Annotated in this window: 25 protein-coding genes; 12 read left to right on the top strand and 13 right to left on the bottom strand. The window is 55.5% G+C overall.

What is annotated here, in order from left to right:
• Positions 1-4 precede the first annotated feature (4 nt).
• The 4 genes from ACOOFE_RS15925 to ACOOFE_RS15940 all read right to left on the bottom strand — a co-directional run bounded on the left by ACOOFE_RS15925 (position 5) and on the right by ACOOFE_RS15940 (position 4,668).
• A complete protein-coding gene (locus ACOOFE_RS15925; protein WP_420410959.1) occupies positions 5-718 on the bottom strand; it encodes a cytidylyltransferase domain-containing protein in 714 nt (237 codons plus the stop codon).
• Positions 719-741: 23 nt separating this feature from the next.
• Positions 742-1,773 (bottom strand): GDP-mannose 4,6-dehydratase, encoded by a 1,032-nt coding sequence (locus tag ACOOFE_RS15930; protein WP_420410960.1) that lies wholly within the window; start codon positions 1,771-1,773, stop codon positions 742-744.
• Positions 1,766-3,589 (bottom strand): N-acetylneuraminate synthase family protein, encoded by a 1,824-nt coding sequence (locus tag ACOOFE_RS15935; RefSeq protein ID WP_420410961.1) that lies wholly within the window; start codon positions 3,587-3,589, stop codon positions 1,766-1,768. The genes ACOOFE_RS15930 and ACOOFE_RS15935 overlap by 8 nt, the downstream gene beginning before the upstream one ends.
• Before the next feature lie 266 nt (positions 3,590-3,855).
• Positions 3,856-4,668 (bottom strand): ferredoxin--NADP reductase, encoded by an 813-nt coding sequence (locus tag ACOOFE_RS15940; protein ID WP_141187230.1) that lies wholly within the window; start codon positions 4,666-4,668, stop codon positions 3,856-3,858.
• Positions 4,669-5,408: 740 nt separating this feature from the next.
• Here ACOOFE_RS15940 and ACOOFE_RS15945 point away from each other — a divergent pair.
• Positions 5,409-6,443 carry a GlxA family transcriptional regulator gene (locus ACOOFE_RS15945; RefSeq protein ID WP_141187231.1) on the top strand — a complete coding sequence of 345 codons (1,035 nt, stop codon included), beginning with the start codon at positions 5,409-5,411 and terminating at the stop codon, positions 6,441-6,443.
• A 101-nt stretch (positions 6,444-6,544) separates the two neighbouring features.
• On the opposite strand, the gene ACOOFE_RS15950 is transcribed toward ACOOFE_RS15945, so the two are convergent.
• On the bottom strand, positions 6,545-7,300 hold the full coding sequence (locus tag ACOOFE_RS15950) for a sulfite exporter TauE/SafE family protein (protein ID WP_420410962.1): 756 nt from the start codon (positions 7,298-7,300) through the stop codon (positions 6,545-6,547).
• A gap of 80 nt (positions 7,301-7,380) precedes the next feature.
• Positions 7,381-8,220 (bottom strand): substrate-binding periplasmic protein, encoded by an 840-nt coding sequence (locus tag ACOOFE_RS15955; protein WP_420410963.1) that lies wholly within the window; start codon positions 8,218-8,220, stop codon positions 7,381-7,383.
• Between the two features lie 161 nt (positions 8,221-8,381).
• Here ACOOFE_RS15955 and ACOOFE_RS15960 point away from each other — a divergent pair, with 161 nt between their 5' ends.
• Complete coding sequence (locus ACOOFE_RS15960; protein WP_420410964.1) at positions 8,382-9,596, top strand: winged helix-turn-helix domain-containing protein; 1,215 nt, start codon at positions 8,382-8,384, stop codon at positions 9,594-9,596.
• Here the strand turns inward: ACOOFE_RS15960 and ACOOFE_RS15965 are convergent.
• Complete coding sequence (locus tag ACOOFE_RS15965; protein ID WP_420410965.1) at positions 9,593-10,657, bottom strand: NAD(P)H-dependent flavin oxidoreductase; 1,065 nt, start codon at positions 10,655-10,657, stop codon at positions 9,593-9,595. The genes ACOOFE_RS15960 and ACOOFE_RS15965 overlap by 4 nt on opposite strands.
• A gap of 219 nt (positions 10,658-10,876) precedes the next feature.
• Between ACOOFE_RS15965 and ACOOFE_RS15970 the strand changes: the two genes are divergently transcribed.
• Positions 10,877-11,080 (top strand): YgaP family membrane protein, encoded by a 204-nt coding sequence (locus ACOOFE_RS15970; protein ID WP_420410966.1) that lies wholly within the window; start codon positions 10,877-10,879, stop codon positions 11,078-11,080.
• A gap of 233 nt (positions 11,081-11,313) precedes the next feature.
• On the opposite strand, the gene ACOOFE_RS15975 is transcribed toward ACOOFE_RS15970, so the two are convergent.
• From ACOOFE_RS15975 to ACOOFE_RS15985, 3 genes are all read right to left on the bottom strand, one after another.
• Positions 11,314-12,039, bottom strand: coding sequence for a hypothetical protein (locus ACOOFE_RS15975; protein ID WP_420410967.1), 726 nt, complete (start codon positions 12,037-12,039; stop codon positions 11,314-11,316).
• Between the two features lie 244 nt (positions 12,040-12,283).
• A complete protein-coding gene (gene tdh / locus ACOOFE_RS15980; protein WP_141187238.1) occupies positions 12,284-13,321 on the bottom strand; it encodes an L-threonine 3-dehydrogenase in 1,038 nt (345 codons plus the stop codon).
• A complete protein-coding gene (locus ACOOFE_RS15985) occupies positions 13,318-14,505 on the bottom strand; it encodes a glycine C-acetyltransferase (protein WP_420410968.1) in 1,188 nt (395 codons plus the stop codon). Before ACOOFE_RS15985 ends, tdh begins: the two co-directional genes overlap by 4 nt.
• Before the next feature lie 686 nt (positions 14,506-15,191).
• On the opposite strand from ACOOFE_RS15985, the gene ACOOFE_RS15990 reads away from it, so the two are divergent.
• Entirely contained in the window at positions 15,192-15,914 is a 723-nt protein-coding gene (locus ACOOFE_RS15990; protein WP_420410969.1) for an isochorismatase family cysteine hydrolase, read from the top strand.
• A gap of 91 nt (positions 15,915-16,005) precedes the next feature.
• On the opposite strand, the gene ACOOFE_RS15995 is transcribed toward ACOOFE_RS15990, so the two are convergent.
• Together ACOOFE_RS15995 and ACOOFE_RS16000 are read right to left on the bottom strand one after the other, a co-directional pair.
• The gene (locus ACOOFE_RS15995) at positions 16,006-16,683 is read right to left on the bottom strand and encodes a Crp/Fnr family transcriptional regulator (protein ID WP_420410970.1); all 678 of its coding nucleotides are present in this window, start codon (positions 16,681-16,683) and stop codon (positions 16,006-16,008) included.
• 130 nt (positions 16,684-16,813) lie between these two features.
• Positions 16,814-17,374, bottom strand: a complete 561-nt coding sequence (locus ACOOFE_RS16000; RefSeq protein ID WP_420410971.1) for a helix-turn-helix domain-containing protein — start codon at positions 17,372-17,374, stop codon at positions 16,814-16,816.
• Between the two features lie 203 nt (positions 17,375-17,577).
• On the opposite strand from ACOOFE_RS16000, the gene ACOOFE_RS16005 reads away from it, so the two are divergent.
• Both ACOOFE_RS16005 and ACOOFE_RS16010 read left to right on the top strand, forming a co-directional pair.
• Entirely contained in the window at positions 17,578-19,248 is a 1,671-nt protein-coding gene (locus ACOOFE_RS16005; RefSeq protein WP_420410972.1) for a formate--tetrahydrofolate ligase, read from the top strand.
• Between the two features lie 124 nt (positions 19,249-19,372).
• The gene (locus tag ACOOFE_RS16010) at positions 19,373-19,891 is read left to right on the top strand and encodes an HD-GYP domain-containing protein (protein ID WP_420410973.1); all 519 of its coding nucleotides are present in this window, start codon (positions 19,373-19,375) and stop codon (positions 19,889-19,891) included.
• Between the two features lie 15 nt (positions 19,892-19,906).
• On the opposite strand, the gene ACOOFE_RS16015 is transcribed toward ACOOFE_RS16010, so the two are convergent.
• Positions 19,907-20,386 carry a hypothetical protein gene (locus tag ACOOFE_RS16015; protein WP_420410974.1) on the bottom strand — a complete coding sequence of 160 codons (480 nt, stop codon included), beginning with the start codon at positions 20,384-20,386 and terminating at the stop codon, positions 19,907-19,909.
• Positions 20,387-20,592: 206 nt separating this feature from the next.
• On the opposite strand from ACOOFE_RS16015, the gene ACOOFE_RS16020 reads away from it, so the two are divergent.
• The 6 genes from ACOOFE_RS16020 to ACOOFE_RS16045 all read left to right on the top strand — a co-directional run bounded on the left by ACOOFE_RS16020 (position 20,593) and on the right by ACOOFE_RS16045 (position 26,444).
• Positions 20,593-21,297 carry a corrinoid protein gene (locus tag ACOOFE_RS16020; protein ID WP_420410975.1) on the top strand — a complete coding sequence of 235 codons (705 nt, stop codon included), beginning with the start codon at positions 20,593-20,595 and terminating at the stop codon, positions 21,295-21,297.
• A gap of 6 nt (positions 21,298-21,303) precedes the next feature.
• Positions 21,304-21,981: a DUF1638 domain-containing protein gene (locus ACOOFE_RS16025; RefSeq protein ID WP_420410976.1), complete on the top strand. Its 678-nt coding sequence runs from the start codon at positions 21,304-21,306 to the stop codon at positions 21,979-21,981.
• 103 nt (positions 21,982-22,084) lie between these two features.
• Positions 22,085-22,387, top strand: a complete 303-nt coding sequence (locus tag ACOOFE_RS16030) for a virulence factor (RefSeq protein WP_420410977.1) — start codon at positions 22,085-22,087, stop codon at positions 22,385-22,387.
• Positions 22,380-23,273: a methylenetetrahydrofolate reductase gene (locus ACOOFE_RS16035; RefSeq protein WP_420410978.1), complete on the top strand. Its 894-nt coding sequence runs from the start codon at positions 22,380-22,382 to the stop codon at positions 23,271-23,273. The genes ACOOFE_RS16030 and ACOOFE_RS16035 overlap by 8 nt, the downstream gene beginning before the upstream one ends.
• Entirely contained in the window at positions 23,274-24,227 is a 954-nt protein-coding gene (locus ACOOFE_RS16040) for a methyltetrahydrofolate cobalamin methyltransferase (protein WP_420410979.1), read from the top strand.
• Between the two features lie 180 nt (positions 24,228-24,407).
• The gene (locus ACOOFE_RS16045; RefSeq protein ID WP_420410980.1) at positions 24,408-26,444 is read left to right on the top strand and encodes an ASKHA domain-containing protein; all 2,037 of its coding nucleotides are present in this window, start codon (positions 24,408-24,410) and stop codon (positions 26,442-26,444) included.
• The last annotated feature ends 281 nt before the right edge of the window (positions 26,445-26,725 follow it).

Here is a 26,725-nt window from a genome sequence, read left to right on the forward strand (position 1 = left end):
GTCCTCAGCTTCCAGCTGGTTGGATCATCTCCGACTGATAACCGGCTGCTATTGCATAGGCTTCAAGCGCGAGCCAATCGCGCGGTGTGTCGAGATCGATCTCAACAGCATCCGGCAGAACGACTGGAACGCTGAGGCCAAAGAACCGCTCACCGGCTTTAACAAAGCCGTCCTTCCGCAACGCATAGATGGCCCCGGTTTCCCGGAACTCTTGGGGCCTATCCTGCCGGCGCTGGCGTGGTTTGGAGGCATCATGATTGATGCCAACGCCCGAGCCGTCTTCTGCGATTTGCCAAAGGAAAGCATGCACCTCGACAACCGAAAAAGCTGTATCTGCATTTTGTTCGGCGCGCGCCCGGACCACTTGATCGATTTCGGCAGAACTTGTCAGAGGCGCAGTGCATTGCAGAAAGACGATGGTATCCGCTGCCTGACAGGCTTCTGTTTCCGAGATTGCATGAAGAACGGCAGATTCGGAAGACGCTTCGTCACCTGAAATGCCGGCTGGCCGTTTGAGGCCATCGGCGCCATATTCCCGCGCAACGGCTAATATCTCGTCGTCGTCGCTGGAGACGATCACATCAGAAACCGTTTCAGCAGCCTGAGCCGCACAGATGGAATGGGCAACTAAAGGCAGTCCCAAGAACGGCTTGATGTTCTTTCCCGGAATACCTTTTGACCCGCCGCGCGCGGGAATGATCACTGCGACCCGTTCCATCTCACGTGCCTCCCGGCGTCTGGTCAAAGTCCAGGATTGTTGACCGCGGCTTTTTTCAGATCATAAATCGCCATGCGCCGGGCAATTTCCGGCGCCAGGACTTCTGGCTTCCAGCCCAGCATCTCCTGGGCCTTGGTGTTGTCACCGCGCAGGTAGACCACATCAGACGCCCGGAAGTACCGCGGATCGACATAGGCGATCAGTTTGCCGGTCTTGCGGTCATAACACTTCTCGTCCATGCCTTCGCCTTCCGAATGCAGGTCGAACCCGACCTCCTGGGCCGCCATAAACAAGAATTCGCGCACGGTGTATTCAGTGTTGGTGGAGATAACAAAATCATCTGGCCGGTCGTGTTCCAGCATCTTGATCATCATGTCGGTGTATTCAGGCGCGTAGCCCCAATCGCGCACGCTGCTCAGGTTTCCAAGCGGCATGGCGTCCCTGCCCTGCAGCTTGATCTCTGCAAGCCAGCTGGTGATTTTGCGGGTGACAAACTCCAGGCCGCGCAGCTCAGACTCGTGATTGAACAAAATGCCGGAGGTCGCGAACATGTCATAGGCCTGCCGGTAGTTTACGACCAGAGAATGCGCCCCCAGCTTGGAGACTGCATAAGGGCTTAGCGGATTAAACGGTGTTTTTTCCGTTTGCGGTTTTTCCAGTACATCGCCGTACATCTCCGAAGTCGACGCCTGATAAAGCTTGGCATCGAGTTTCAGGATGCGCATTGCTTCCAGAATGTTCAGAACCCCCATGTAGTTCACATCGGAGGTGTAATGCGGGAACTGGAAGCTGTCGGCGACAAAACTCTGAGCAGCCAGATTATAGATGTGGTCCGGCCGGATTTCGTTCAAAACGTTTTGCACATTGGCGAATTCCGTGACTTCCAGCGTGCAGTATTTGATCTTTTCCCGGATCCCAAGCTCGTTGAGGCGGTCGGTCTTGGATGTGCTGCCCCGGCGCATGGCGCCATAAACTTCATGACCGCGCTCAAGCAGGCCGCGCGCCAGAAATGCACCGTCCTGGCCGGAAATTCCGGTAATCAGCATTTTAGCCATTTTGTTCTCCTAACTGCCGGATCGCCTTGTCGAAGCCGTCGCCCTCGGAAAGGTGGCCTTGCCACACTTCCAGAACCTTGCGTCCAGGCCTGTCAACATATTGCGAAGGATCCCCCAGATCGCCTTCGCCGAATTCAATGCCTTCACCGTCAATCCCAACAGCATCGGCAATATGGATGTGCCGGGCAAGCGGCATTAACCGGTCACACCACTGACGCCAGTCCGCTTTCGAATAATTTGCCGACAAAATCAGATGCGACAGATCCAGGCAAACTTCCATCGAGATATCGGTGATGATGTCGATGTCGTCTTCACCGCAGAACATGTCGAGCACGTCAGCACCACCGAAGTACCAGGCAATGCGCGGCAGCCACTGCGGATAGATCGGAGCCCCGCGCTCTCGGCCGGCTTCATCAAGGACCTGTTGCAAACGTTCGTAAGTTGCCCGTTTTCCCTCCGGCAAGAGCCTTGAGAAACTGCCGACGATCGGGACGCCAGCGCCGGTGCGCTGCTCCAGCTCCACCGCCAGATCGACACAGGTTTCGATCACCTTCAGACTGCGGATACGGGTGTCGTCTTCCGCAGACATCGGATCGATCAGCGTCTTACTGTCGATGTAATCGGGAATGTGGATCGAATAATGCCGGGTTAGATCAAGCTTCTCTAATCCGTCAGCCATCGACGCACCGAAGGTGGCCACCTCTTCATAGGACAGATGAAGCTCGTTGTTCTGGATCGGAAAACGGCTCTGCAGAATTTGTGCATCGTGTAGACGGAGCGGAATGGAAAGCTGTTTTTCGTCGCAAAAAGCCACCAGTTCCGGTTCAAGCGGCGGTTTGGGCTCGGTGAAATGCAGGTCGGAAATAGCTGTTCCTTCCCCCACCGGTCGCCGGACAGCCGTGAGGCCTCGTTTTTGAACATCGGCCCAGGTCAGGCCCTTCCGCGGCGCCTTGACCACCACATTGGCTTCAGACAAGGCTTCACCTGCAGCAATATCCTTGCTTGCATAAAGGGAAGACCCAAGGTTCTGCATATTGATGCGCTCACCTTGGTTGATGTCCCGGCGTCCAGTCCCTTGAACAGTGTCAAAAGCATTCAACATCCGGCACATGCGCATGAATTCTTCTGGATCGGATGACGAACTGTCGTCAATGCCCTTGCCGTGTTTGTCGAGGGTCAAATGCCGTTCAAAAACGGTTGCCCCATTGGCCGCTGCGATCAAACAGACTTCCCAATCCTGATCATGACTGGAATAGCCGATGTCCGCATCGGTCTTTTGCTTCAAGGTTTCGATGAATTTCATCTGCTGATTGCCGAGCAGAACCGGATAATTCGAAATGCAATGGAGATAAGCAATCTCCGGCACATCCTTGGTGGCTTCAATCGCCTTGAAGATATCGTCCTCCGAATGACCTCCGGTGCTCAAGATCAGCGGTTTTCCGAGACCCGCCATCGCGGTGACCAGCTCTTCATTCATCAGCTCAGCAGACGGCACTTTGAAGAAATCAAATTCGGAGATCTTGTCACCGAAGTCAGCAGCGTCTGAGAATTTAAAAAAGCTGATCCCGGCCTTCATGCCCTTTTTTTGAATGAGACCGGCAAGGCGTAAGATTTCGTCTGGTGAGATATAGCTTTCATCGATTTCACGGCTGAGGATCTCATCACCGATCTCACTGATCGCTTGATAAAACCCGGCCTTGGCCCGGTACTGAAACTTGGCGCCCCAAGCCCCAGTTTCACTGGCAATATCAATGAGCTGCTCCGCGATCTTAGAAGAGCCGCGGTGGTTGATGCCAAGTTCGGCAATGATCTTCATGCGTTCGCATCCCGCCCAGGAAATGTCGAGTTTTCAAGCCGACTGAAAAACCATCTAACTTGCGCCAAGGTTATTCCATGCCATCATCCGTTGACATTCACCGGGCTCGCCATGCGGCAGTGGTCCACAGATAAGCTCAATATTCACAGGGATTTGGCTGGATTGGAAGCCTCTAGCCGTCAAACCCTCTCGCTTAGAAGGGTAGGCAAAGAAAAAGGCCGGGTTTCCCCGGCCTCTTTGATTCTCTTCAATTTCCGTCAAAAACGTCAGCCGACGAAAGCACGCTCCACAACAAACTCGGCAGGCTTGTTGTTGGCACCTTCGTTCAAGCCTGCTTCTTCCAACAAGACCTTTGTGTCGCGGATCATATCCATGGATCCGCAGATCATACCCCGATCGACCGCCGGATCGAGCGGCGGCACACCCAAGTCTTCAAACAGCTTGCCGGAAGATATCAAGTCCGTGATCCGGCCCTGCCGCGGGAAGTCTTCGCGAGTGACGGAAGTGTAGTGCACCAGTTTGTCTTTGGCGAACTCACCGATCAACGGATCATTCAGCGTTTCCTGAACCAGCTCTTCGCCGTACTTCAGTTCCGCCACTTCACGGCACGTATGGGTCAGGATCACCTGATCAAACTTCTCATACGTATCCGGATCGCGGATCAGGCTGGCAAAGGGCGCGATGCCTGTACCGGTGGAGAACATATAGACCCGCTTGCCCGGAACAAGCGCGTCATTGACCAATGTGCCCGTTGGTTTCTTTTTCATCAAAACCGCGTCGCCGGGCTGAATCTTCTGAAGATGGGACGTCAGCGGCCCATCCGGAACTTTGATCGAAAAGAACTCTAGCTCTTCGTCCCAGGCCGGGCTGGCAATGGAATAGGCCCGGTAGAGCGGTTTGCCGTCGATCATCAAACCGATCATAACAAACTCACCTGAACGGAACCGGAAACTTGCCGGACGGGTCATCCGGAACCGGAACAGGCGGTCAGTATAATGCTGGACTGTCTTCACCTCTTCCACAAATACATTGGCCGGCACGGCATCTGCGAGATCAGCGGGTTTGGCAAGTACGTTCATATTTTTCCCGTCCATGGGTCTTGGCACACTTACGATTTATGCCCCGTGTACCATCAATTGCACCTTGACTTGAAGCAACAGCGGCCCACCAAATGTGGGTTTGGCAAAAAAAACATCCAATATTTTCGATAAACGCGCTCAAATGACGCACTGCAAAATGAATATTGCAGTCTTCTTGTTTCGATGCACTACCAGATATAGCACAGCCCAGAACCCAGGCCGTCTGGACGAATTGGAGATCTCTTTCGCTGGGATTTGCCGTGTTCAGGATCAAGAAAAGCTGCCGCGGGTGATGGTCGTGCATCATCAAGGCGGATTGCGCGGAGGATTGGGCGCTGCAGACCTAGCCCTTCGGGTGAGGCAAAGGACAGCAATCTGACGCGGACAGCCCCTTGACCGTTTCACCGATGCGCTTTGCAGATCTTTCCACGTCATTTTTAGACCTTTGTCTCGCGAAAGACATCTCCAATTCCTCCCGTCCATACGGTCTCGCTATTAACCTCGCAGAGATTTGAAACCGCGACTGGACCACGTCAAAAATGCTGACTTTGAAGGCTGCTGATGGTGATTAGAAATTGCACAATCACGCCAGAACACAAGCAGAAGTGCTGACCAGTTTACGACAATCTCAAGAAGATCCGGATATCTGACGTTTTTTATTTGACAGCCAAGTTAAAAATGCAGAAATTACTGCAATCACAAGACAAGCTTCAATAATACCTTCCAATGAGGCAAAGTAAATGTCCGGACGCGCGCACGACGATACGCATCAAAAAATAGCATTCGTGCTCATGGATCGCTTTTCCATGAATGCATTTGCGAGTGTCATTGAACCACTTCGCATAGCAAACCGTATGCTCGGCAAGGATTTTTACGTATGGGAGACTTATTCCCTTGACGGAAATTCAGTGGTCGCGAGCAACGGCTGCGAAGTTTCGGTCAAAAAATCTATTCGGGAACTTGGCGACGCAGATATTACACTTTTGTGTACTGGAATGGACGTTGAGCGCCTGCCGCTGGATCCGGAACTGGGCAACAAACTTCGCCGCCTGAATGCGCTTGGCCGCACCTTTGGCGCCATCTGCACCGGCGCCTATCTGTTGGCCCGCTATAATCTGCTCGATGGCCGCCGCTGCACCATCCATTGGGAGAACCTCCGGTCCTTGCGCGAGGAATTTCCGGATGTTGAAGTGACCTCCGACATTTTCTCTATAGACCGCAACTGCATCACTTGCGCCGGCGGCATGGCATCGCTTGACATGATGCTGCGTCTTATCGCGATCCAGCATGGCGCTTATCTCGCCCATGAAGTCGCAGAAGTGGCGCTTTATCAGAACATGCGCTCCGGCGAATCTGCCCAACGCCACGACATTGAAGCACGTACCGGTATCTCCAATGCCAAGATCCTCGACGCCATCCGGATCATGGATTTGCATATCGAGGACCCGCTCAGCTGTCAGCAACTGGCAATGACAGTCAACTTGTCTCCTCGCCAGCTGGAGCGTTTGTTCCGCCGTCATTTCAACTGCACGCCAGGCCAGTATTATCTGCGTCTGCGTCTGGAAACCGCGCGCGATCTATTGCGCCGCACCAGCCGGCCGGTTCTGGATGTGGCCTTGGCTTGCGGATTTGCGTCAACATCGCACTTCACCAAGTGCTACCGGGAACGCTTCTTGTGTACACCGACCGAAGAGCGCCAGTCCTATCAGTGGGCCAATACCAAACCGACCTCCAATGTCGGCACGGCCACACCGATGCGCCTGGTCGCCAAGTAAAATCGGCGCATGTAGATTTCAAACGCCGCCCTCTGGGCGGCGTTTTTGGTTAGGCTCCTAGTTCCGGCACGGCCATTTTTCCTAATTCAAAAGCCAACTCACTATCCCAACAACCGGACAGCGCCCAACGGTACAAGATAAATACCAAGGCACAAGATCGCGCCGAGAAACACCCGTCTGAACCCCTCATCTGAGAGGCGTCCGCGCAGATGCTGGCCCACATAAACACCGCAAAGTGCCGGCACACACATCAGCAACGACTGCAAGGCATCGGCAGCACCCAAAATGCCAAATCCGCCTAGGGCCAACGCAAGTACGATGGTCGCAGATAAGAACAACAAGCCCATCGCCTGAATTAGCTGGTCGCGGTTAAAGCCCAGTGCCTGCAGATACATGACCCCGGGGACAGTGTAAGAGCCGGTCAGACCGGAAAACACACCATTGACCGCGCCAAGGAATACCCCAGCCGGTATTTGCCATACTGGTGAGATGTGCAGCCTCAAGCCAAAAAGCATCGGAACGGCATAGGCGATCATCAACACCCCAAGAATGAGATCCGCCGCCCCGCCGGGTGCCCGGGTGAGAATGAAGGTCCCTAGGGCCAATGTGAGCGCGGCTGCCCCCAGAAACGGCCAGAGCTGCTTGAGCAAGTTTTTTAGGTGTCCGCCCGAAAAAGCCTGCCAGAGGTTTGTTAGAAATGTTGGCCATAAGATGAGAACAATCGCTTTGTCGACACCAACAAAGACGGTCATTAAACCTAAGCTGATGGTCGGCATTCCCATGCCGACAACACCTTTCACCACACCGGCGAGGAAAAACACGGCAAAAGCGATCAGGATCAAGTCAAAACTGTCCAATGAAGTCTCTTTCTAATCCTGTGTTTGGCAGGCTTGCCGGACAGCCGAAAATCGAAATGGACGTTATTCTGGATGCAGCTTTATTGAGACACTTTTGGCTGCGGTCGCTTTTCAATGGCAGGATCCCCGCCGGTTTCATATTCCTTCAGCAATCGAGCCAGCGGCTCACTCCATTGCCCCTTCTCAATGGCAGTATCAAACTGGATAAGTAAGTCGAGGCACGGTGATTTTTTTGAAAACATGAAATGAACAGGCTTACTGGCGGCTGACCATGGCAAATCCTCAATCACGCCATCAAGTTGGGCAGCATTCACAGCTTTTCTCCCGAAACTCCGCGACATAAAAATATAGTCGATCCGTTCATCCGCTAGCATTTTTAGATCTTCTGCGAGGTTGTCACGCGGTTCATTGTCAATGAACAAGTTTTCAGCGGCAAACTCATTTCCCTCAGGACCGAGGTCTGTCCCAAAGGGTGCGCGCCCCGACAAGCCGACAAGATCTTCAAGCCGTTCGGGTTTGGCCTCCAGATTAGCGCGGACAAAAACACCAACGTGATCTTGGACCACAGGCAGACTGAGTTTGAATTTCTCGGTTCTTTCACCTGTCGCAAAGGCTCCTGCCAACACATCAATTGCGCCATTTTCCAAAAGCGCAAACAACCGGTTCCATGGCAAATCGGGGCCATATTCCATCTCGACAGGAAGATCTTGAAGAACAGTACTGGTGATCTCGGGAAAAATACCTTTCAATTCCGTCTGGTCCTCGGAGCGCCAGGAAATCGGCTGCCACTCATTGGCACCATTGACGCGCAGTACTTGGCACTCTGGCGCCGCATAACTGCTCATAGTGAAAGCGAAAAAAAAGATAACCCAAAAAGGCAAAAACGCCCCGCAACCGCGCGACGGACTAAAAGAAAACATTTTGACTACGCTCTCCTCACCCGCACTTATAGGGTGAATAGTGCCTTCGCAGCGCTTTGCCGGTCAACTCATAATAAAGGACAAGTCCGGCTGAAACCTACTTCTACCCGAGCGATTAAATCGGGTTTCAATCCTCCGCTACGGAGTGCTAGTTTTTCTAAATGCCAGCCTCTTCGCCTCCCCAAATCAACAACGCCACCGCCCGCCATCTCTTTCTCGACCGGCATGGACTTGCCGCACCGCTACGCGGCACAGCTACGGTTGAGGACGTGAATTCTACGATAAAGTCCCTTGGCTTCGTTCAAGTCGACAGCATCAATACGGTGGCGCGTGCGCACCATATGATCCTTGCCTCCCGTCTCCCCGGTTACAAAGAAAGCCATCTCAAACGGCTTTTGGAGAAAGACCGCCAACTTTTTGAACATTGGACCCACGATGCGTCGGTGATCCCGGCTGATTTTTTCCCGCATTGGCGGCTGCGTTTCGAGCGGGACAGGGAAAAGCTCATCGGCCGCTGGCGCAACTGGCGTCAAAATGGGTTTGAAGCAAAATTCAACGAGGTTTTGCAGCAGGTTTCCGATCATGGCCCTGTGTCCTCTTCGACAGTTGGCGAAGGTGAGAAGCGCAGCAATGGCGGTTGGTGGAACTGGCATCCGTCCAAAACCGCGCTGGAGTTTTTGTGGCGTACCGGAGCACTCTCCGTCTGCCATCGTCAGGGCTTTCAGAAGGTCTACGACCTGACGGAACGGGTCATTCCATCAGCACATAGAGAAACCCTTTTTGAGGATCACCAGACAATTGACTGGGCTGCACGGGCAGCACTCAACCGGCTTGGCTTTGCCACCTCCGGCGAACTTGCGGCCTTTTGGGATCTCATTACACCGGCCGAAGCCAAAACCTGGTGTGAACAAAAATTGGCCGCCGGTGAGATCCAGGAAGTTCTGGTAGAATGTGCCGACGGCGTGGTTCGCAAGTGCTTTGCAGCACCGGAAACGCTCGACACTCTGGACAATCTGTCCGAACCACCCTCGCGGGTGCGAATCCTGTCTCCGTTCGATCCGGCCCTGCGCGACCGCAAACGGGCGGAGCGCCTCTTTGGTTTTCATTACCGGATCGAGGTGTTCGTCCCCGAACCCAAACGCCAATATGGATACTATGTCTTCCCTGTCTTGGAGACCGACAAATTGATTGGCCGGGTCGACATGAAAGCGCACCGCTCTGAAGACCGGCTCCATGTCAAAGCCTTTTGGCCGGAAAAAGGAACGCGCTTGGGCAAGGGCCGGATCGCCAAGCTGGAAAGCGAAATTGGCCGCATGGCCCGGTTCTCAGGCTGTAGTTCTGTCACGTTTGAACGCGACTGGCTGAGGACATCTTAAGCCACGTCTGCGTCCGCAGCCTCAAATTCTTCCTTCAAGGCCTGCATAAGTTTCGCAGCCGGCAGGAACCTTGCCCGGGAGGCCTCTGATCCGGCCCACTGAGCGCCATATCCCGGTTCACCTTTGGCTTTGGCCGCTGCATTCAGCGCTTTGCCAAGATCATAGGTGTAGGGATAGGCGGGAACCTCGGCGTCGGACACATCGGCTGTCCATTTGGTGAATTCGTTGTCAAGGCAGCGGGCCGGCCGGCCGGAAATCGCCCGGGTCATCACCGTCTTGCCACCTTCTGCGAGGCGCGCCCGGAACCCGTCGTCAGCGGCGGTTTCCGGGCAGCCGATGAAGGCTGTTCCAAGCTGGGCGGCTTCCGCACCCCAGCTGAGCGACGCGCGCACATCCGCACCGTCCATCAAGCCCCCCGCCGCAATCACTGGAATGGAAAGGTTTTTGGCAAGCAGCCGGGTCAACGCTTCGGTGTCCAGCCGCTCGTCCGGTCCGTTTTCGTCGATCAAACCCCGGTGCCCACCGGCGGACCAGCCCTGGGCAACCACTGCATCAATCCCGGCCGCCTCCACCCTGCGGGCGTCTTCTAAAGATACAGCGCTGGCAATCAGCATGATCCCTCGGTCTCGCAGCGCCGCCAATTTGTCCTCAGCCGGTAACCCGAAATGAAAACTGGCCACCGCCGGCGCACTTTCCAAAAGCAGTTCGAACATCGCCTGATTTACAACAAAACTTTGATAAATCTCGTGAAGCTCGTTTGGCGGTGCAGCCTCAAAACGCTCAAACCGCGACTTTGATCGCGCGATCCAATCGCGCGCGACTTCCTCGCGCAATTCCATAGGTTTGTGGCAGAAGAAATTCAGATTAATAGGCCCGCCAGTCATCGCAGCTGTTTCGGCAATCATCTTTGCTGCCGTCTCTACGCTGGCTGCGCCGAGTCCCAGCGCACCCAAACCACCCGCATTGGCGACAGCCGCCGCGAGCGCCGGCGTTGACGTTCCGGCCATCGGCGCCTGAAACACCGGGATGTCCAACGAAAGGTCTTCAATTGTTTTGCGCATCACGCCCCTCCCCTATGCACATGGCCTGTCCGCCACATTCTGAGTGTGGTGATAACCACGGCTCGCCACAAGGCCCTGATCTCTGGGAAACACTTTCCGGTCATCCGGCCGTGGCGGCACCACTTGATACAAGACGCTTTGCCGCAGGCAACCCACTAGCGGAAATCAGATTTTAAATGCATAGTTTCGCAATAATGAATTTTATTTCCGGAGACTGCGATGACTGTTGAACGGGGTATTTTATTTGTCGTTGGCGCGCTCGTACTCGCAAGCGTCTTGCTTGCCGTTTATTCGAGCCTCGCCTGGCTGTGGCTGACCGGCATTCTCGGCGCGCATTTGATGCAGGCCGCCTTTACTGGCTTTTGTCCGGTGGTCATGACGCTGAAAAAACTCGGCCTGCCACAACGCGCTGGATTTTCATAGCGCTGAAAAAACTGAAGGGTTGCCGGTCTCATCCCAACGCCCACCGGGACGGCTGGCAATATAGCGGATTGCCAAGGCCCATACCTTCGGCAATCCGCAGCTTTTATTCTGATTTCGCCAAACGGATTGAACAGGACTCGGAGACACTCAATTTCCAGTTACGCATCTCCGGTCAGCTTGATGCAAAATGACAAACGGGTAGCTTATGTCGGCGTTTAACAAAACTCAAAAAATCAGCTCAAGACCTGGCCACGGAAATAGTTGGACCGGCTGGGTTCACCAAGGGCCTTGAAGAACCGTTCAACCACCGGTTCAGACACCTTAATCGGCGACGGACCGTAGGTGTCGTATTTGTCCGACAAGGCCTTGTTGATCGTGTTTGAGAAATTGACGAAGTCCAGATGTTCGGACGGGAATTTTGCGACCACCTTGCGCACAATCTGCTGGATTGCAGGGTCATGAGCAATGGTCATGACTGTGATCTCACTGCCGTTTTCTTTTGCCAAACGCCGGTATGCGGCCGAAAGGCTGTCTTCAAAGTCGTCGTCGGCCGTCCGGCAAATGTAGTTGCTGAACGCCTGCAGGAACTCGATTTCCCAGGCTGCGTCGGTGCGGTTGATCTGGGACTCGAAGGTCTTTCTCAAGACATCGAAACACAAAAACCGCAGCACCGACATGGCAAAGAAACCCTTGTTGGCGCCAACGAAGGATTGTTTGCGATGGATCTTGCCGCAGGCTTCGTAGTTTGTCCGGAAGATATCGAACATATCCTGAGACACTGCAAGAAACTCAAAAACGGCCGTGATTTCTGCCGCATCCAACTTGCCGCCGCGCATTTTGGCCGCACTGAGCATTGCCTTTTGAGCAAGGTTTAGGGACTGCTGACCGACGGACGCGCAGATATGCGGGCCGCTCAGCTTCGGCCATGTCAGTTTGGCTTTACCGGACTTCGAGGTCATCGAAGCGTCTCCAATAAACACTCCAAGCGCCCTAAAACTCACGCTTCGCGCAAAACATTACTAAGAAATTGTTTTATTTAAAGTAAAGAAACCCTCTAACCTGGCACGCAACTCAGTATTGCGATTTAAATAAAGCATGTCGGCCTGACTTTTGTTAGCCAGGTCTTCCCATGACCATCACCAAACATTCAAACATTCGCTACTTCGAAATAATATTCTTATCTTACGCACATTGCCAAGTGACTTAGTCCCAGCTCAAGACGACCTTCCCGGCCGTGCCGGACTTCATCGCGGCAAAACCTTGTTCAAAGTCGTCCACGCCAAATCGATGGGTGATGACGTTGCGCACATCCAGACCGTTCTGCAGCATGGCGATCATCTTGTACCAGGTCTCGAAAATCTCACGGCCATAGACGCCTTTGATGGTGATCGCCTTGAAAACAATGCGCGACCAATCAACCGGTGACTTGCCCGGCGGAATGCCGAGCAGCGCAATGCGCCCGCCCATAACGAGATTTTCGACCATCTGATCGAGCGCGACCTGATTTCCGGACATTTCCAGACCGACATCAAATCCTTCTTTCATGCCGAGCTTTTTCTCAACGCCCTTCAGATCTTCCTTAGCGACATTGACCGGCAAAACATCGGTGACCCGTGTTGCCAGATCGAGCCGGGCCTGATTGACGTCGGTGATCACCACATTGCGGGCACCAACATGGCGGGCCACCGCCGCTGCCATGATGCCGATCGGACCAGCGCCGGTAATGAGGACATCTTCACCGATGAGGTCAAAACTCAGCGCTGTATGCACCGCATTGCCGAGCGGGTCGAGGATCGCGCCAATTTCATCATCAATTTCATCGGGCAGCGGCACCACATTAAAGGCCGGCAAGCGCAAGTATTCGGCAAAAGCCCCCTGTTCATTAACGCCGATGCCGCGAGTTTCCGGGTCGAGGTGGAATTTCCCGGCCCGCGATTGGCGGGAGTGATGACCGATCAGATGCCCCTCCCCCGAACAGCGCTGGCCGATTTCCAGATCGTCGACGTTCTTGCCGATCTCAACAATCTCCCCTGCAAACTCGTGGCCGGTGATCATGGGAACCGGCACCGTTCTGGAGGCCCAATCATCCCAGTTCCAAATGTGAATATCCGTGCCACAGATCCCGGTTTTGTGGATCTTTATCAAGACATCGTCCGGGCCGATTTCCGGCACCGGGGCGCGGGTCATCCAGAGACCTTCGCGCGGCTCGGATTTTTCCAGCGCTTTCATCTGGTTGCTCATGACAGCACTCCCGTTGCCTTGCCCGCCTTCTCAAAAGCTTCCAACGCGCGGTTGAGGTCATCATGTGTCAGGGCTGCGTTCATCTGGGTGCGGATGCGCGCCTGGCCGCGTGGCACAACCGGGAAGAAAAAGCCGGAGACATAAACTCCCTCGTCAAACAGCTTGGCCGCCATTGCCTGCGCCAATTTGGCTTCGCCCAGCATCACGGGAATGATCGGGTGCTCACCCGGCAATACCGTAAAGCCGAGAACTTCCAAGCCGGCACGCCAATAGCGGGCATTGTCAAAGAGGTTTTTTCTCAAATCATCGCCCTCTTCCACCAGACGGATCGCCTCCAGGCCGCTCATGACAATTGCGGGCGGCAGGCTGTTGGAAAAGAGATAGGGCCGCGCCCGCTGGCGGAGAAGGTCGATCACCGGCTGCGGACCCGCAATATAGCCGCCAATACCGCCGCCGAGCGCTTTGCCAAGCGTTCCGGTCAAGATGTCGACATCCACGCCAAAATGCGCCGGAGTGCCCTCACCTTTTGGCCCCATGAAGCCGGTGGCGTGGCAGTCATCGACCATCACCACGGCGTCATACTTCTTGGCCAGAGCTGTGATCTCCGGCAATTTGGCCAGATACCCATCCATGGAAAACACACCGTCAGTGGCAATCATGATGTGGCGGGCACCAGCCTCGCGGGCTTCACGCAGTTTTGTTTCAAGATCCGTCATATCGGAATTTTGGTAGCGGTAGCGCTTGGCCTTGCACAGGCGGATACCATCAATGATCGATGCGTGATTCAGCGCGTCCGATATGATCGCGTCTTCAGGCCCCAAGAGTGGCTCAAACAAACCGCCATTGGCGTCAAAACAGGCTGCAAACAGGATCGCATCGTCCTTGCCGAGAAATCTGGCCAGGCGGTGTTCTAGCTGCCGGTGAATGTCCTGAGTTCCGCAGATAAACCGGACGGACGCCATGCCGAACCCCTTCGGCTCCATCGCCTTCCTGGCTGCCTCGATCAACGCCGGGTGATCCGCCAAACCCAGATAATTGTTGGCACAAAGGTTGATGACGTCGCGCCCGCCGACCGCAATATGGCCACCCTGCGGCGAGGTGATCAGCCGTTCGCGTTTATAAAGACCCTCCGCCTCAATGTCCTTCAATGTAGCGGCGATGTCAGACAGAAATTCCTGGGCCACGGCACCCTCCGGTAATTTGGATTTCCATCCACAATAACGGATTATCATTCAAAATAGAAGATTATTTTTCCAGTATGACGGATGAGATTTCCACCCTGACTGCTATAAGCGGCTCCGCAATTAGAAACAAATTCGCCCTGTGTTTCATATCAGACACCTAACAAAATCACTGATTGGTTCCCTCATGTGGCTATCATTTTGATTGGGCATCTCATCAGCTCGAATGATGCCGGGAGGGCCCAATGATTGCGACGTTCGCTTTAGGACTTATTGGCAGTTAATGAAAGGTAACATCTGCCCAGCATGTTGCCTGTTGCGATCCCTCCAGCGCCGACACCTATCCGGCACTTATATGGTGAACTACGGCAGGACATTTTCAGCTGGCCTCGGCGCCCGGGCAAGCGTCTGGGGAATGGGCTGATAATAAAATAGAACATTTTTGCCAAAAAACCTGCCAGGTCATCATTCAGAATGCCGACAGGAAGTTAGCCAATTCCGGTTCTCCTTTTTGTACCCGGCCATCTTGCATTGCCCGGCTTCCCCCTCCCGTCAAAATTTTTCCGCCAGTGGAACAAATGCTGCATCGCGCTGTCCGGCTGATTCGTATCACCTGTACCACCAGCCGCCCAGATATTTTCCATGACAGGCGCTGGATGATTGCAACGTCAAAATTGAGGTTTTGAACCATGAAGACCCTTTTGCTTTCTATCGCCGCCAGCCTTCCTCTTGTGATGGCAGCCGCCCTGGCGCCCGCAGCAGAGACCCCACTGCCAGCGCTCGACAAGGCCACGACGGCCATCGTGATCACCGATCCGCAAAACGATTTTCTGTCCGAAAACGGATTGCTGTACGGACTGGTCTCGGAAAACCTGGCCGAACTCGGCACGATCGACAACATCGAAATACTGATGAAAACCGCTAAATCGACCGGAGTAGCCTTGGCGGTTGATCCTCTTGTCTACACCAAAGTGGACATTGAGCGCAGCGGCGCAGGTGCCCTTCAGCGCCAACTCCTGGACATGCGCGCCCTCTACCGGGAATCGATGAATTCGACCGAGGGATTTGCCGGGTCAGGCGCGGACTTCTATGAGCCATACAAGAAGTACATTCATGACGGAGACACCATTGTTGTCGCCCCGCATAAGATGTACGGCCCGGAAAGCAATGACCTGATCTATCAACTGCGCGCACGGGGCATCGAAACCGTCATTCTAGGCGGACTGGTGGCCAACCTCTGTGTCGATTCCCACATGCGGGCGTTGATGGAAAATGGCTTCAAGGTTTATGTCGTCAAGGATGCCGTCGGAGCTCCAGGACAGGACGCCTACAACGCCGCCCTGGTGAACTACAGCATGATCGCAAATGGCGTCGTGACTACCAAGGATGTGACACAAATCCTTAGTCATTGACCGGAAATGGGGCTCAGGAGACCAGGGTGCTGTCGCAAGCAGCACCCTGCTTTTTTCTGCGCGACGTTTGGATGGATCCTAACAATCGCACTCAAACAGGGTCATGGTCTGCAATGTTCTTAAGCCGTTCCCGGGCAAGTAGCGTCACTTTGCCGGGCGACAGGGCGACAAGCTTTTGGCTTGCAAGGTTTCTTAAGAGCCGCGAAACCACTTCCCGGATCGTGCCGAGATGCCGGGCCAACTGTTCCTGGGTTTGCCGCACAACTCCGTCTTCATCTGCCTGGTTGAGCAATAGCAGGATCAATCGGCCCTCTTGCGGCAAACGCATGCTTTCTTCAAGCATTTGGAGCAGCGAATAAACCCGCCCGGATAACTGATCAAATAAGAAAGCCTGCACCGCCGGGTCTTTTGCAAACAAATCCCGGAAAACTGTGCCCGACAAGGTGAGAACTTCCACCTCCCCGCCATCGGCTGAGGCAAAAGCAGGATACGGCATTTTGGAAAAGAGACTGTTGAGCGCCAAGATACAGCTCTGCCCGGCCTCGATCCAATAAAGCGTTCCTTCCCGTCCGTCCGCCCCCACATAATAGACCCTGATCCGGCCGGACTTCACCAGATATACACCATCCACAAGATCGCCTGGGTGCAGGATGTCGCCGCCGGATGGGACAGCCGTGAAGGTTACGTTTTCCGACATCAACCGGAACGTCTCCTCCTGCATGCCTTCGGCGAACGGGGCAATGGAGCGAAAATCATCTGCGGTGATCATGACCACCTCTCATCAAAAATGCTTGGTAAAACCTATCAGATTGCGTTGGTAACATTGGTGGCTGAACCATGCGCAGCGGCAAAGCCGCGCAGGTTTTGCGTTCCTGGCCTAATCCCCTTGCCTTCGTGCCCTAGAAATTGACGACAATAAGGATCGCCCGAGCCGACCCGCCGACAGCCTCGATCGTGTGTGGCACATCGGCCGCATAACGGGCCGTATCGCCTTTGCTGATCTCCCCTTTGGCAACACCGGAGGTAACATGCAATGTGCCTTCTTCGGCAACCAATTGCTCCCGGGTGCCGCGCTCATGGGGTTTGCTGACCAGCTTGCCGCCATCGGCAAAGATCAGTTCATAGACTTCAAACCGGCCGGCATCCTGGGGCGGCGACAAGATCCGGATCTTGCAGCCATTGCCGGCCTGATCAAGTGCTGGGGCCTGATGTTCCTTTTGGATTTCGACCCGGTCCTCGGCCGCTTCTTCTCCAAGCAGGCCGGCAAAGTCGACGTTGAGCGCCCGGGTCAGATTGAGAAGGGTCGCCACCGTAGGATTGGATTCGCCGCGCTCGATCTGGCTGACCATGGATCGCGAAACGCCGGAGAGTTTCTCAACCGCCTCAAGCGACAAGCCCTGCGCCCGGCGCGCTTTCTTCAACCGGTCAGGCAGACGGGCCAAAATATCAGAATCTGTCATGACGGAATTAAAATCCGCTTGGGTAGAAAATGCAATTCTGCATCGATGCCGTATCGAAATTATTTGAGGAGCGTTCCCATCGTCGGTTCCGAAGCGCATCCTGTCGGTTTCGGAACATCTGCTGCACCGCGCTGTCTTTTAGCGTTCGGGCACCATCACACCCGGCCTGTTGCGCCGGGCTTTTACCCACTTGAGGAAGTCAAATGGCCAGCGATATCGAAATTGCCCGTGCAGCCAAAATGAAACCGATCCAGGAGATTGGTAACCGCCTGAATATTCCCGAAGAGTCCTTGCAGCCTTATGGGCGGACGAAGGCGAAGATTTCTGCGGACTTCATTAACAATTTGAACGGCCACGACAATGGCAAGCTGATCCTGGTTACCGCCATCAACCCGACCCCTGCCGGCGAAGGCAAGACGACCACCACTGTTGGTCTGGGCGACGGCCTTAACAAGATCGGCAAGAACGCCATGATCTGCCTGCGTGAACCGTCTCTCGGCCCGTGCTTCGGCATGAAAGGCGGCGCGGCCGGCGGCGGCCATGCCCAGGTCGTTCCGATGGAAGACATCAATCTTCACTTCACCGGTGACTTCCACGCCATCACCTCTGCACACAACCTGCTCGCCGCTCTCATTGAGAACCACATCTACTGGGGCAACGCACTGGGGATCGACCAGCGCCGTGTGACCTGGCGCCGTGTCCTCGACATGAACGACCGTGCCCTGCGCGAGATCGTCTGTTCGCTTGGCGGTGTGGCCAACGGCTTCCCGCGTGAGGGCGGCTTCGACATCACCGTTGCATCCGAGATCATGGCGATCCTTTGCCTTGCGACAGACCTGGAAGATCTGCAAAAACGCCTTGGCGACATCATCGTTGCCTACCGCCGCGACCGCACTGCGATCACTGCGCGGGAGCTGGAAGCCGACGGTGCAATGACAGTTCTCTTGAAGGAAGCCATCCAGCCGAACCTGGTTCAAACCCTGGAAAACAACCCGGCCTTCATCCACGGCGGCCCATTCGCAAACATCGCTCACGGCTGTAACTCCGTGATGGCAACCCAGACAGCCCTCAAACTTGCCGACTATGTGGTGACCGAAGCTGGTTTCGGCGCGGACCTTGGCGCGGAAAAGTTCTTCGACATCAAGTGCCGCAAGGCGGGCCTTTCACCAGACGCTGTGGTCATCGTTGCCACAGTCCGCGCATTGAAAATGAACGGTGGTGTCGCCAAAGAAGATCTGGGCGCGGAAAACGTCGAAGCGGTCCAAAAAGGTTGCGCCAACCTTGGCCGGCACATCGAGAACATCAAGCAGTTCGGTGTCCCGGCAGTGGTTGCCATCAACCACTTCACCGCCGACACCGACGCGGAAGTTCAGGAAATCAAAGACTTCTGCTCCGATCTTGGTGTGGACGCAGTTCTGGCCTCACACTGGGCGAACGGCTCTGAAGGCACAGTTGAGCTGGCAGAAAAGGTCTCTGCATTGGCAGAAAGCGGCGCGGCGCAATTTGCTCCGCTCTATGAAGACGACATGCCGCTGTTTGAAAAAATCGAGACCATCGCCAAGCGCATTTACCGCGCAGACGAAGTTCTGGCGGACAAGTCAATCCGCGATCAGCTGCGCCGCTGGGAAGCCGACGGTTTTGGCCACCTGCCGGTCTGTATGGCCAAAACCCAGTACTCCTTCACGACCGACCCGAACCTGCGCGGCGCTCCGACCGGCCACGGCGTGCCGATCCGCGAAGTCCGTTTGTCTGCAGGCGCCGGGTTCATCGTTGCCATCTGCGGCGAGATCATGACCATGCCTGGCCTGCCGCGTGTTCCGTCAGCCAACCACATCAAACTGGATGAGCAAGGCCAGATCGAAGGCCTGTTCTAAGCCCCCCCTCCCGGAGACCAACAGACTATAAAGGCGGGCCCTTGCGGCCCGTCTTTTTTCGATACAGCAAGCAAATTTCTACGGAAGTTTGCAGGGTTACCATTCCCACACGACGCGGCACACATTGCTTGTCGCAACCGTCGCAGCTGAATTCTGCACCCGCCTGAACCTTTCAGACGATATCCGTGAATTGCTGATCTCCGGTGCGATTGTTCACGATATCGGCAAAACTCAGATCCCTTTGGCAATCTTGGACAAACCGGCAAAACTGTCCGATTCAGAAATGGAATTGGTCCGCACCCATCCACGTCACGGGTACCGGATTCTACAAAAAAATCCGAAACTTGACGATCGCATCAAGATCCTTGCTTTGGAGCATCACGAATATTTGGATGGATCTGGGTATCCAGATGGGAAAGTTGAAAAGGATCTTTGCCTGGAAGTGCGCATCCTGACAATTTGCGACATATACTCCGCCCTAATCGAAAAGCGCAGCTACAAACCACCGCTCTCCCACAACGAAGCCATCCGCATTTTGGATTCCATGGGCGGAAAACTCGACCAAAGGCTCCTTGCGGAATTTAAGAAAATCATGCGGCCAGCGCCCGGTTTTGCAACAGTGCGTGCCAAGGCAGCAAGCTAAACCACCTCCAACCGATCACCGGGGTACCCAGCGGCTTTCCAACCTGGGCTCATTTACAACACAAGAAACCTGAGATGCCGGTGCTTGCCGCCGTTTCGACCTATAGGCCTTTGCGGCTCTCTCATCCGCACAGGTGGGACGCCGGGCAAGCTGATATCCTTTGCCGCGCAGGCAGCCTTCAAACCTTCGTGCCCTCAGGCGCTCGTTTGGATCAACACTGACAACATTGGCTGAATAGAAATCGCCGTAGTACCGGCAAGAAAAACCATGACAATATCGTGGTCCGAATCCGCCAAACCCACCAAATGACGTGGTTTTATAGGACGGCGGCACTTCCTGGAGCGAGCGCACTTGGCAGGCATCGATCGCCGCGCGCCGCTGTTCAACAGTTGATCCAGTTTTCAAGATCACGAATTGGGCACCGCCCAGTGTCTGGCAGGCCGCCAGAAAAACGCTGCTAATTGCCAGGAAGAAGAGCCATTTCCTGTTATTCATGATTGAATTCCAATCGCTTAGAAAACATGAGTGTATTGTGCTAGTATTCCAGGCACAAGTCCTCTCCGCCGCATAGAAAAGCGCCGCCCTTGCCACCTGTCGCGAAAGCGACTTGGCGTGTCGTTTTAAAGATACCGGGCAAATCGGCTTGAGGCATAAGGTTTTTCAACGTTTACCGGCCACAATTGCCTTTTTGGAGCTGCCTAATGTCTGACGAAGAAGACATCGACCTTTCGGCCCTGTCTGACGATGAACTCGTCGAGCAGATGCATGACGATCTGTATGACGGCTTGCAGGAAGAAATCCAGGATGCGGTGAACATCCTTCTGGAACGGGGCTGGGCGCCCTATGACATCCTCACCAAAGCCTTGGTTGAAGGCATGCGGATCGTCGGCGTCGACTTCCGCGATGGCATCCTCTTCGTGCCGGAAGTGCTGCTCTCAGCCAACGCCATGAAGTCCGGCATGAACATCTTGCGCCCGCTTCTCGCGGAAACCGGCGCGCCGAAGGTCGGCAAGATGGTCATCGGCACTGTTAAAGGTGATATCCACGACATCGGCAAGAACCTCGTTTCCATGATGATGGAAGGGGCCGGTTTTGAAGTCATCGATATCGGTATCAACAATCCGGTTGAGAACTACCTTGCCGCTTTGGAAGAACACCAGCCAGACATCCTCGGCATGTCTGCGCTTCTGACCACCACCATGCCTTATATGAAGGTCGTCATCGACGAGATGAAAGAAAAAGGCTTGCGCGATGATTATATCGTTCTTGTCGGCGGCGCGCCGCTGAACGAGGAATTCGGGCAAGCGGTTGGCGCTGACGGCTATTGCCGCGATGCCGCCGTTGCCGTGGAAATGGCCAAGGACCTCATTGCACGCCGGCACAATCAGCTGGCCAACAGAGGCTAACGGGCGATGTTCAAGGAGGCTGCCGACATGCAGGCGGGCGAGCCTCTTTTCCCGATCGAACCGGACGAGGACACGAACGACAAGATTGGCCGTGTCCTTGTTATCGCCTGCGGCGCGTTGGCCCGTGAGATCATTGCGATCCGCGACTTGAACGGGCTCGACCATATTGACCTGACTTGCCTTCCGGCCAAGCTGCACAACACTCCGGACAAGATTCCGGACGAAGTCAGACGGGTCATTACCCTTAACCAGGGTCGCTACTCTGACATTCTTGTTGCTTATGGCGACTGCGGCACCGGCGGCCTTCTCGACAAAGTTCTGGAAGAAACCGGCGCCCGCCGGATTGAAGGGGCACATTGTTATGCCTTCTTCGCAGGCATCGAAACTTTCGACGAATTTGAAGAAGATCAGCTCGGCAGTTTTTATCTGACCGATTTCCTGGTCCGCCACTTTCAAACGATGGTGATCGAACCGCTCGGGCTCGATTGGCATCCGCATCTGCGCGACATGTATTTCGAGCACTACACCCGCGTTTTGTACTTGGCGCAAACGGACGATCCAAAACTGGAAGAAGACGCATTGAAGGCTGCAGAACGCCTTGGTCTTCCGCTTAAAATCAAAAAAACCGGCTTCGGTTTGCTGACGCCGTTTTTGGAAAAAACGCCGACGGTGACAGTGCTCTGAAATTCGGCACTGCACAAGTCGGTTTTTCACCTCGCAATGCCGCTATCGCGCTGCTTGGATTTATGACTTTCCGGCAATCATGCTTGAAAGAGGAACACGTGACATGGCGCAAAAGACCATCGTTTACTGGCGGGACATCCCGGCACAAATCCTGGTGAAAAAAGGCCGCAAATCGGCCCGCCGGGAACTGCCGGCTGTTTTCATGGAAACGATTGATGCCTGTGCAATGCGTGTCGGAGCAAAAGACAGCGATGCCTATATGGCCGAATGGCGCCGGGCAGACCCTGTGGAAGTTTCCGACGAGCTTGAACAGGAGGCCGACAGCGCACTGGAAACACTTGTTGCCGCCTACCCGAAACACCGCCTGATGGAGCTGATGGCGAATGGAGGCATCGAACATGACTGAGACCTGCCTGTTGGCCAATGGGCGGTTGCCCGCGTCGACTGAAATGTCACCGAAGCAGGTGGTGGAAAAGAGCGAACTTCTGGCAGGTATCCCTACCGGCACGCAAGTTTATGTCACCGACCTGGGCAATGCTTCGGAAGACATGATTGTCTCCGCAGCGAAAATCCTGACCGACAAGGGGTTGGCGGCTGTGCCGCATATGGCCGCGCGCCGCTATGCCAGTGCTCAAGATTTTGAGCGCCGCATCACCCGCCTCACCCAGGAAGCTGGTGTCAACGACGTTCTGGTGATCGCGGGAGAAGCCGACAAAGCCGGCCCCCTCACCTCCTCGGTTGCCCTTTTGGAAACCGGCCTGTTCGACAAGCTTGGCATCAAGAAAATCGGCGTTGCCGGACACCCTGAGGGGGCGCCCGATATCAAACCGGACGTGATCAAGTCCTTCTTAATGCATAAACATGAGCTGGCCAAAAACAGCGATGCGGAATTCCGGATTGTCACCCAGTTCGGCTTCGACCCGCATCAGGTCAGCGTCTGGCTCGATGAAATTCGCGCCTGGGGCAACACCTTCCCGGTCCACATCGGTGTCGCAGGACCTGCGAAGATGACGACACTTTTGAAATATGCGGCCTTTGCCGGTGTCGAAAATTCTCTCAACTTCCTGAAGAAGCGCGGCGGAGCTGTCGTCTCCATGCTGTCCGGCTACGACCCAAACACCATGGTCGAACCGCTGGAAGCCCGCATCACCAGCCAGCCGGATAGTCAGCTGGCCCAGATCCACGTTTACCCGTTTGGCGGCGTCGCCAAGACCTCCGAGTGGCTGCTTGCCCGCGGTAGCTGGTCCTTTCAGAACCCGTCTTCTCCCCTGACTGCAAATGAGATTGCCTAAATGACCCGCACTGTTGTCGCCTCCGCCACCAAAGAAATCGTCATCGGTTTCGACCAGCCGTTCTGTGTCATCGGTGAGCGCATCAACCCGACCGGCCGCAAGAAATTGGCCGCAGAAATGGTTGAAGGCAATTTTGAAACCGTAAAGGCCGACGTCATTGCGCAGGCGGCGGCTGGCGCGACCATGCTCGATGTCAATGCCGGCGTCACGGCTGTGAACCCGAACGAAACCGAGCCGCCTCTTTTGGTGAAAACGCTTGAGATCGTTCAGGAGTTGACAGACCTGCCGATCTCCATCGACTCCTCCGTTACCGAGGCGATCAAGGCAGGCCTAGAAGTCACCAAGGGCCGTCCGCTGGTGAATTCGGTAACCGGTGAAGAGGATAAGCTCGAAGCGATCCTGCCGCTCATCAAGAAATACGATGTGCCTGTGGTTGCGATCTCCAACGATGAAACCGGCATTTCCGAAGATCCGGATGTGCGTTTTGAGGTTGCCAAGAAAATCGTCGAGCGCGCGGCCGACTACGGCATTCCGTCTCACGACATCGTGGTTGATCCGCTGGTCATGCCGATCGGCGCCATGGGGACTGCCGGTCAGCAGGTGTTTGCATTGCTACGCCGCTTGCGTGAAGAGCTGAAGGTCAACACCACCTGCGGCCTGTCCAACATTTCCTTCGGCCTGCCACACCGCCACGGCATCAACGCAGCGTTCATTCCGATGGTGATCGGCGCCGGCATGACGTCCGCAATCATGAACCCGTGCCGCCCACAGGAAATGGAAGCTGTCCGCGGCGCGAACACTCTCAACGGCACCGATCCGAACTGCCAGGAGTGGATCATGACCTACCGCGACCACAAACCGGCCGCAGCCGGCGCGCCAACCGCAGCTCCGGCAGAAGCGGCCAGTGCCGGCGGACGCCGCCGCGGCGGCCGCGCTGCCCGGCGTGCTGGCTAAAGCCAGTCCGCTCACCACTTGAATTGTCATCCCTGCGAAAGCAGGGATCCAGTATTCAGGGACATTAGAGTTCAATCTCAAACGCTGCGGCGTACTGGATCCCGGTCTTGGCTTTGCCAAACCGGGATGACACGTTTCTAAGAGCCAGCCCAAACGGCCTAGCAGGATAGACCCGCACCAATGACAGACAGCACTGAGAAACTTGCCAAAGTCGTTTTCCAGCCCAGCGGCCGGCGCGGCACGTTTGCTGTCGGCACACCGCTTCTGGATGCGGCAAGATCTCTCGGTGTTTATGTGGAATCGGTCTGTGGAGGCCGGGGCATCTGCGGGCGCTGCCAGATCTCCGTTTCCGAAGGAACCTTCGCCAAGGAAAACCTGACCAGCGCCGCCAACCATCTGGAAGGTGCAACCGAAGCGGAAACCCGTTACGCGACGCTGCGCAAACTGCCGGAAGACCGACGTCTGTCCTGTCAGGCCAAGATCCTGGGCGATCTGGTGGTCGACATTCCAACCGATGCCCAGACCAACCGCCAGGTTGTCCGCAAACGCGCCGAAGCCAAACACATTGAACCGGACAGCGCGATCCAGCTGGTCACCCTCACCCTTGATGAGCCGGATATGGAAACCCCGCGCGGCGACAGCGACCGACTGCGCGAGGCGGTTGCCGCCAAAGCCGGTCTGTCGGCTCTTGGCATCGATCCTATCCTGCTGCCGAAGGTTCAAACCATCCTGCGCAAGGGCAAGTGGACGGTGACGGCTGCGATCCACCAGGATGAAAGCGCCGCTCCGGCTATTGTTTCCCTGTGGCCGGGCGAAAAAGCAGCCGTCTACGGCCTTGCCGTAGATATCGGGTCGACCACCATCGCGGCGCACCTGTGTAATCTGCAAAACGGCCGCACCGTGTCGTCCGCAGGCACGTCTAATCCGCAGATCCGCTTCGGCGAAGACCTGATGTCGCGGGTGTCTTATGTCCAGATGAACCCCAGCAAACTACCAGATTTGGTGAAGGCCGTCCGCGCGGCGATCAACGCGCTCGTCGGCAAACTGGTGGGCGATGTCGGCGCCGAACGTAGCGACGTTCTGGATGCCACCTTCGTCGGCAACCCGGTGATGCATCACCTGTTTTTGGGGATCGATCCGGTGGAACTGGGCGGCGCACCCTTCGCGCTCGCCGCATCCGATGCCATGGTTCTGAATGCCCGCGACCTCGATCTGGATCTCAATCCCGGTGCAAGGGTCTATATGCTGCCGTGCATTGCCGGTCACGTCGGCGCGGACGCGGCTGCCGCCACACTCTCTGAAAGCCCGTACACACACGCAGAAACCACCCTGCTGGTCGATGTCGGCACCAACGCAGAAATTGTTCTGGGCAACAAGGACCGCCTGCTCGCCGCCTCCTCCCCCACCGGTCCGGCGTTTGAGGGCGCGGAGATATCCTCCGGCCAGCGGGCCGCCCCCGGTGCCATCGAACGCATCCGCATCGACAAAGACACGCTGGAACCGCGCTTCAAGGTGATCGGTGTCGACGAATGGTCGGACGAGGAAGGCTTTGAGGAGAAGATCGACAGTGTTGGTGTCACCGGCATTTGCGGGTCCGGCATCATCGAGGCGGTTGCGGAAATGTACCTTTCCGGGCTCATCACCGAGGACGGCGTGATTGACGGATCTATGGCGGAAAAAACCCATCGCATCCGCTCGGAAGGCCGCACATTTTCTTATGTGATCGCCGACCGGGATATCGAGATTTCAATCCTGCAAACGGATATCCGCGCGATTCAGCTCGCCAAAGGTGCGCTTTATGCCGGTATCAAACTGTTGCAGGATAAGCTCGGCAGCGACCACATCGACCGCATCCGTTTCGCGGGCGCTTTTGGCAGCTACATTGAGCCGAAATACGCAATGATCTTAGGGCTTATTCCGGATTGTGCTCTCGACGGTGTTTCCGGCGTCGGCAATGCCGCCGGCACCGGCGCCCGCATGGCGCTGCTCAATCGTGGCTACCGGCGCGAGATCGAAGAAACGGTCCACAACATCGAAAAGATCGAGACCGCTCTGGAACCGAAGTTCCAGAAGCATTTTGTCAACGCCATGGCCTTGCCCAACAAAGTCGATCCCTTCCCGAATTTACGGGCAGCCGTTGAACTGCCCGAGCGAAAGGAATCGGTGGCAGCAGAAGGTGCTGGAGACGGGCGGCGTCGGCGAAGACGGCGGGGGTGAGGCATTCGATATCTGGTGTGCGACCGAGGAAATCTATGACAGCTAGATTTGCTGGTACGCAGACCTTTTCATGGTGCGTTGAGCGCAAAACAATGATCCGACGTTTCCGAACCGGCAGTCCATCTCAAATTGTTCATTTATCTACGTTGGAGGAAATTGACCGGCGGTCCCCGGCACATATTGGTGTCCCGGTGTCCTGAATTGATCTGCGGCTGATCTCCAATCAACTAAAATCCAAAAAACAGACTTGGCCATTGCCTTAACCGGGCTACCATCCGTTT

Source organism: Roseibium sp., from assembly GCF_965216085.1.
Taxonomy (GTDB): domain Bacteria; phylum Pseudomonadota; class Alphaproteobacteria; order Rhizobiales; family Stappiaceae; genus Roseibium.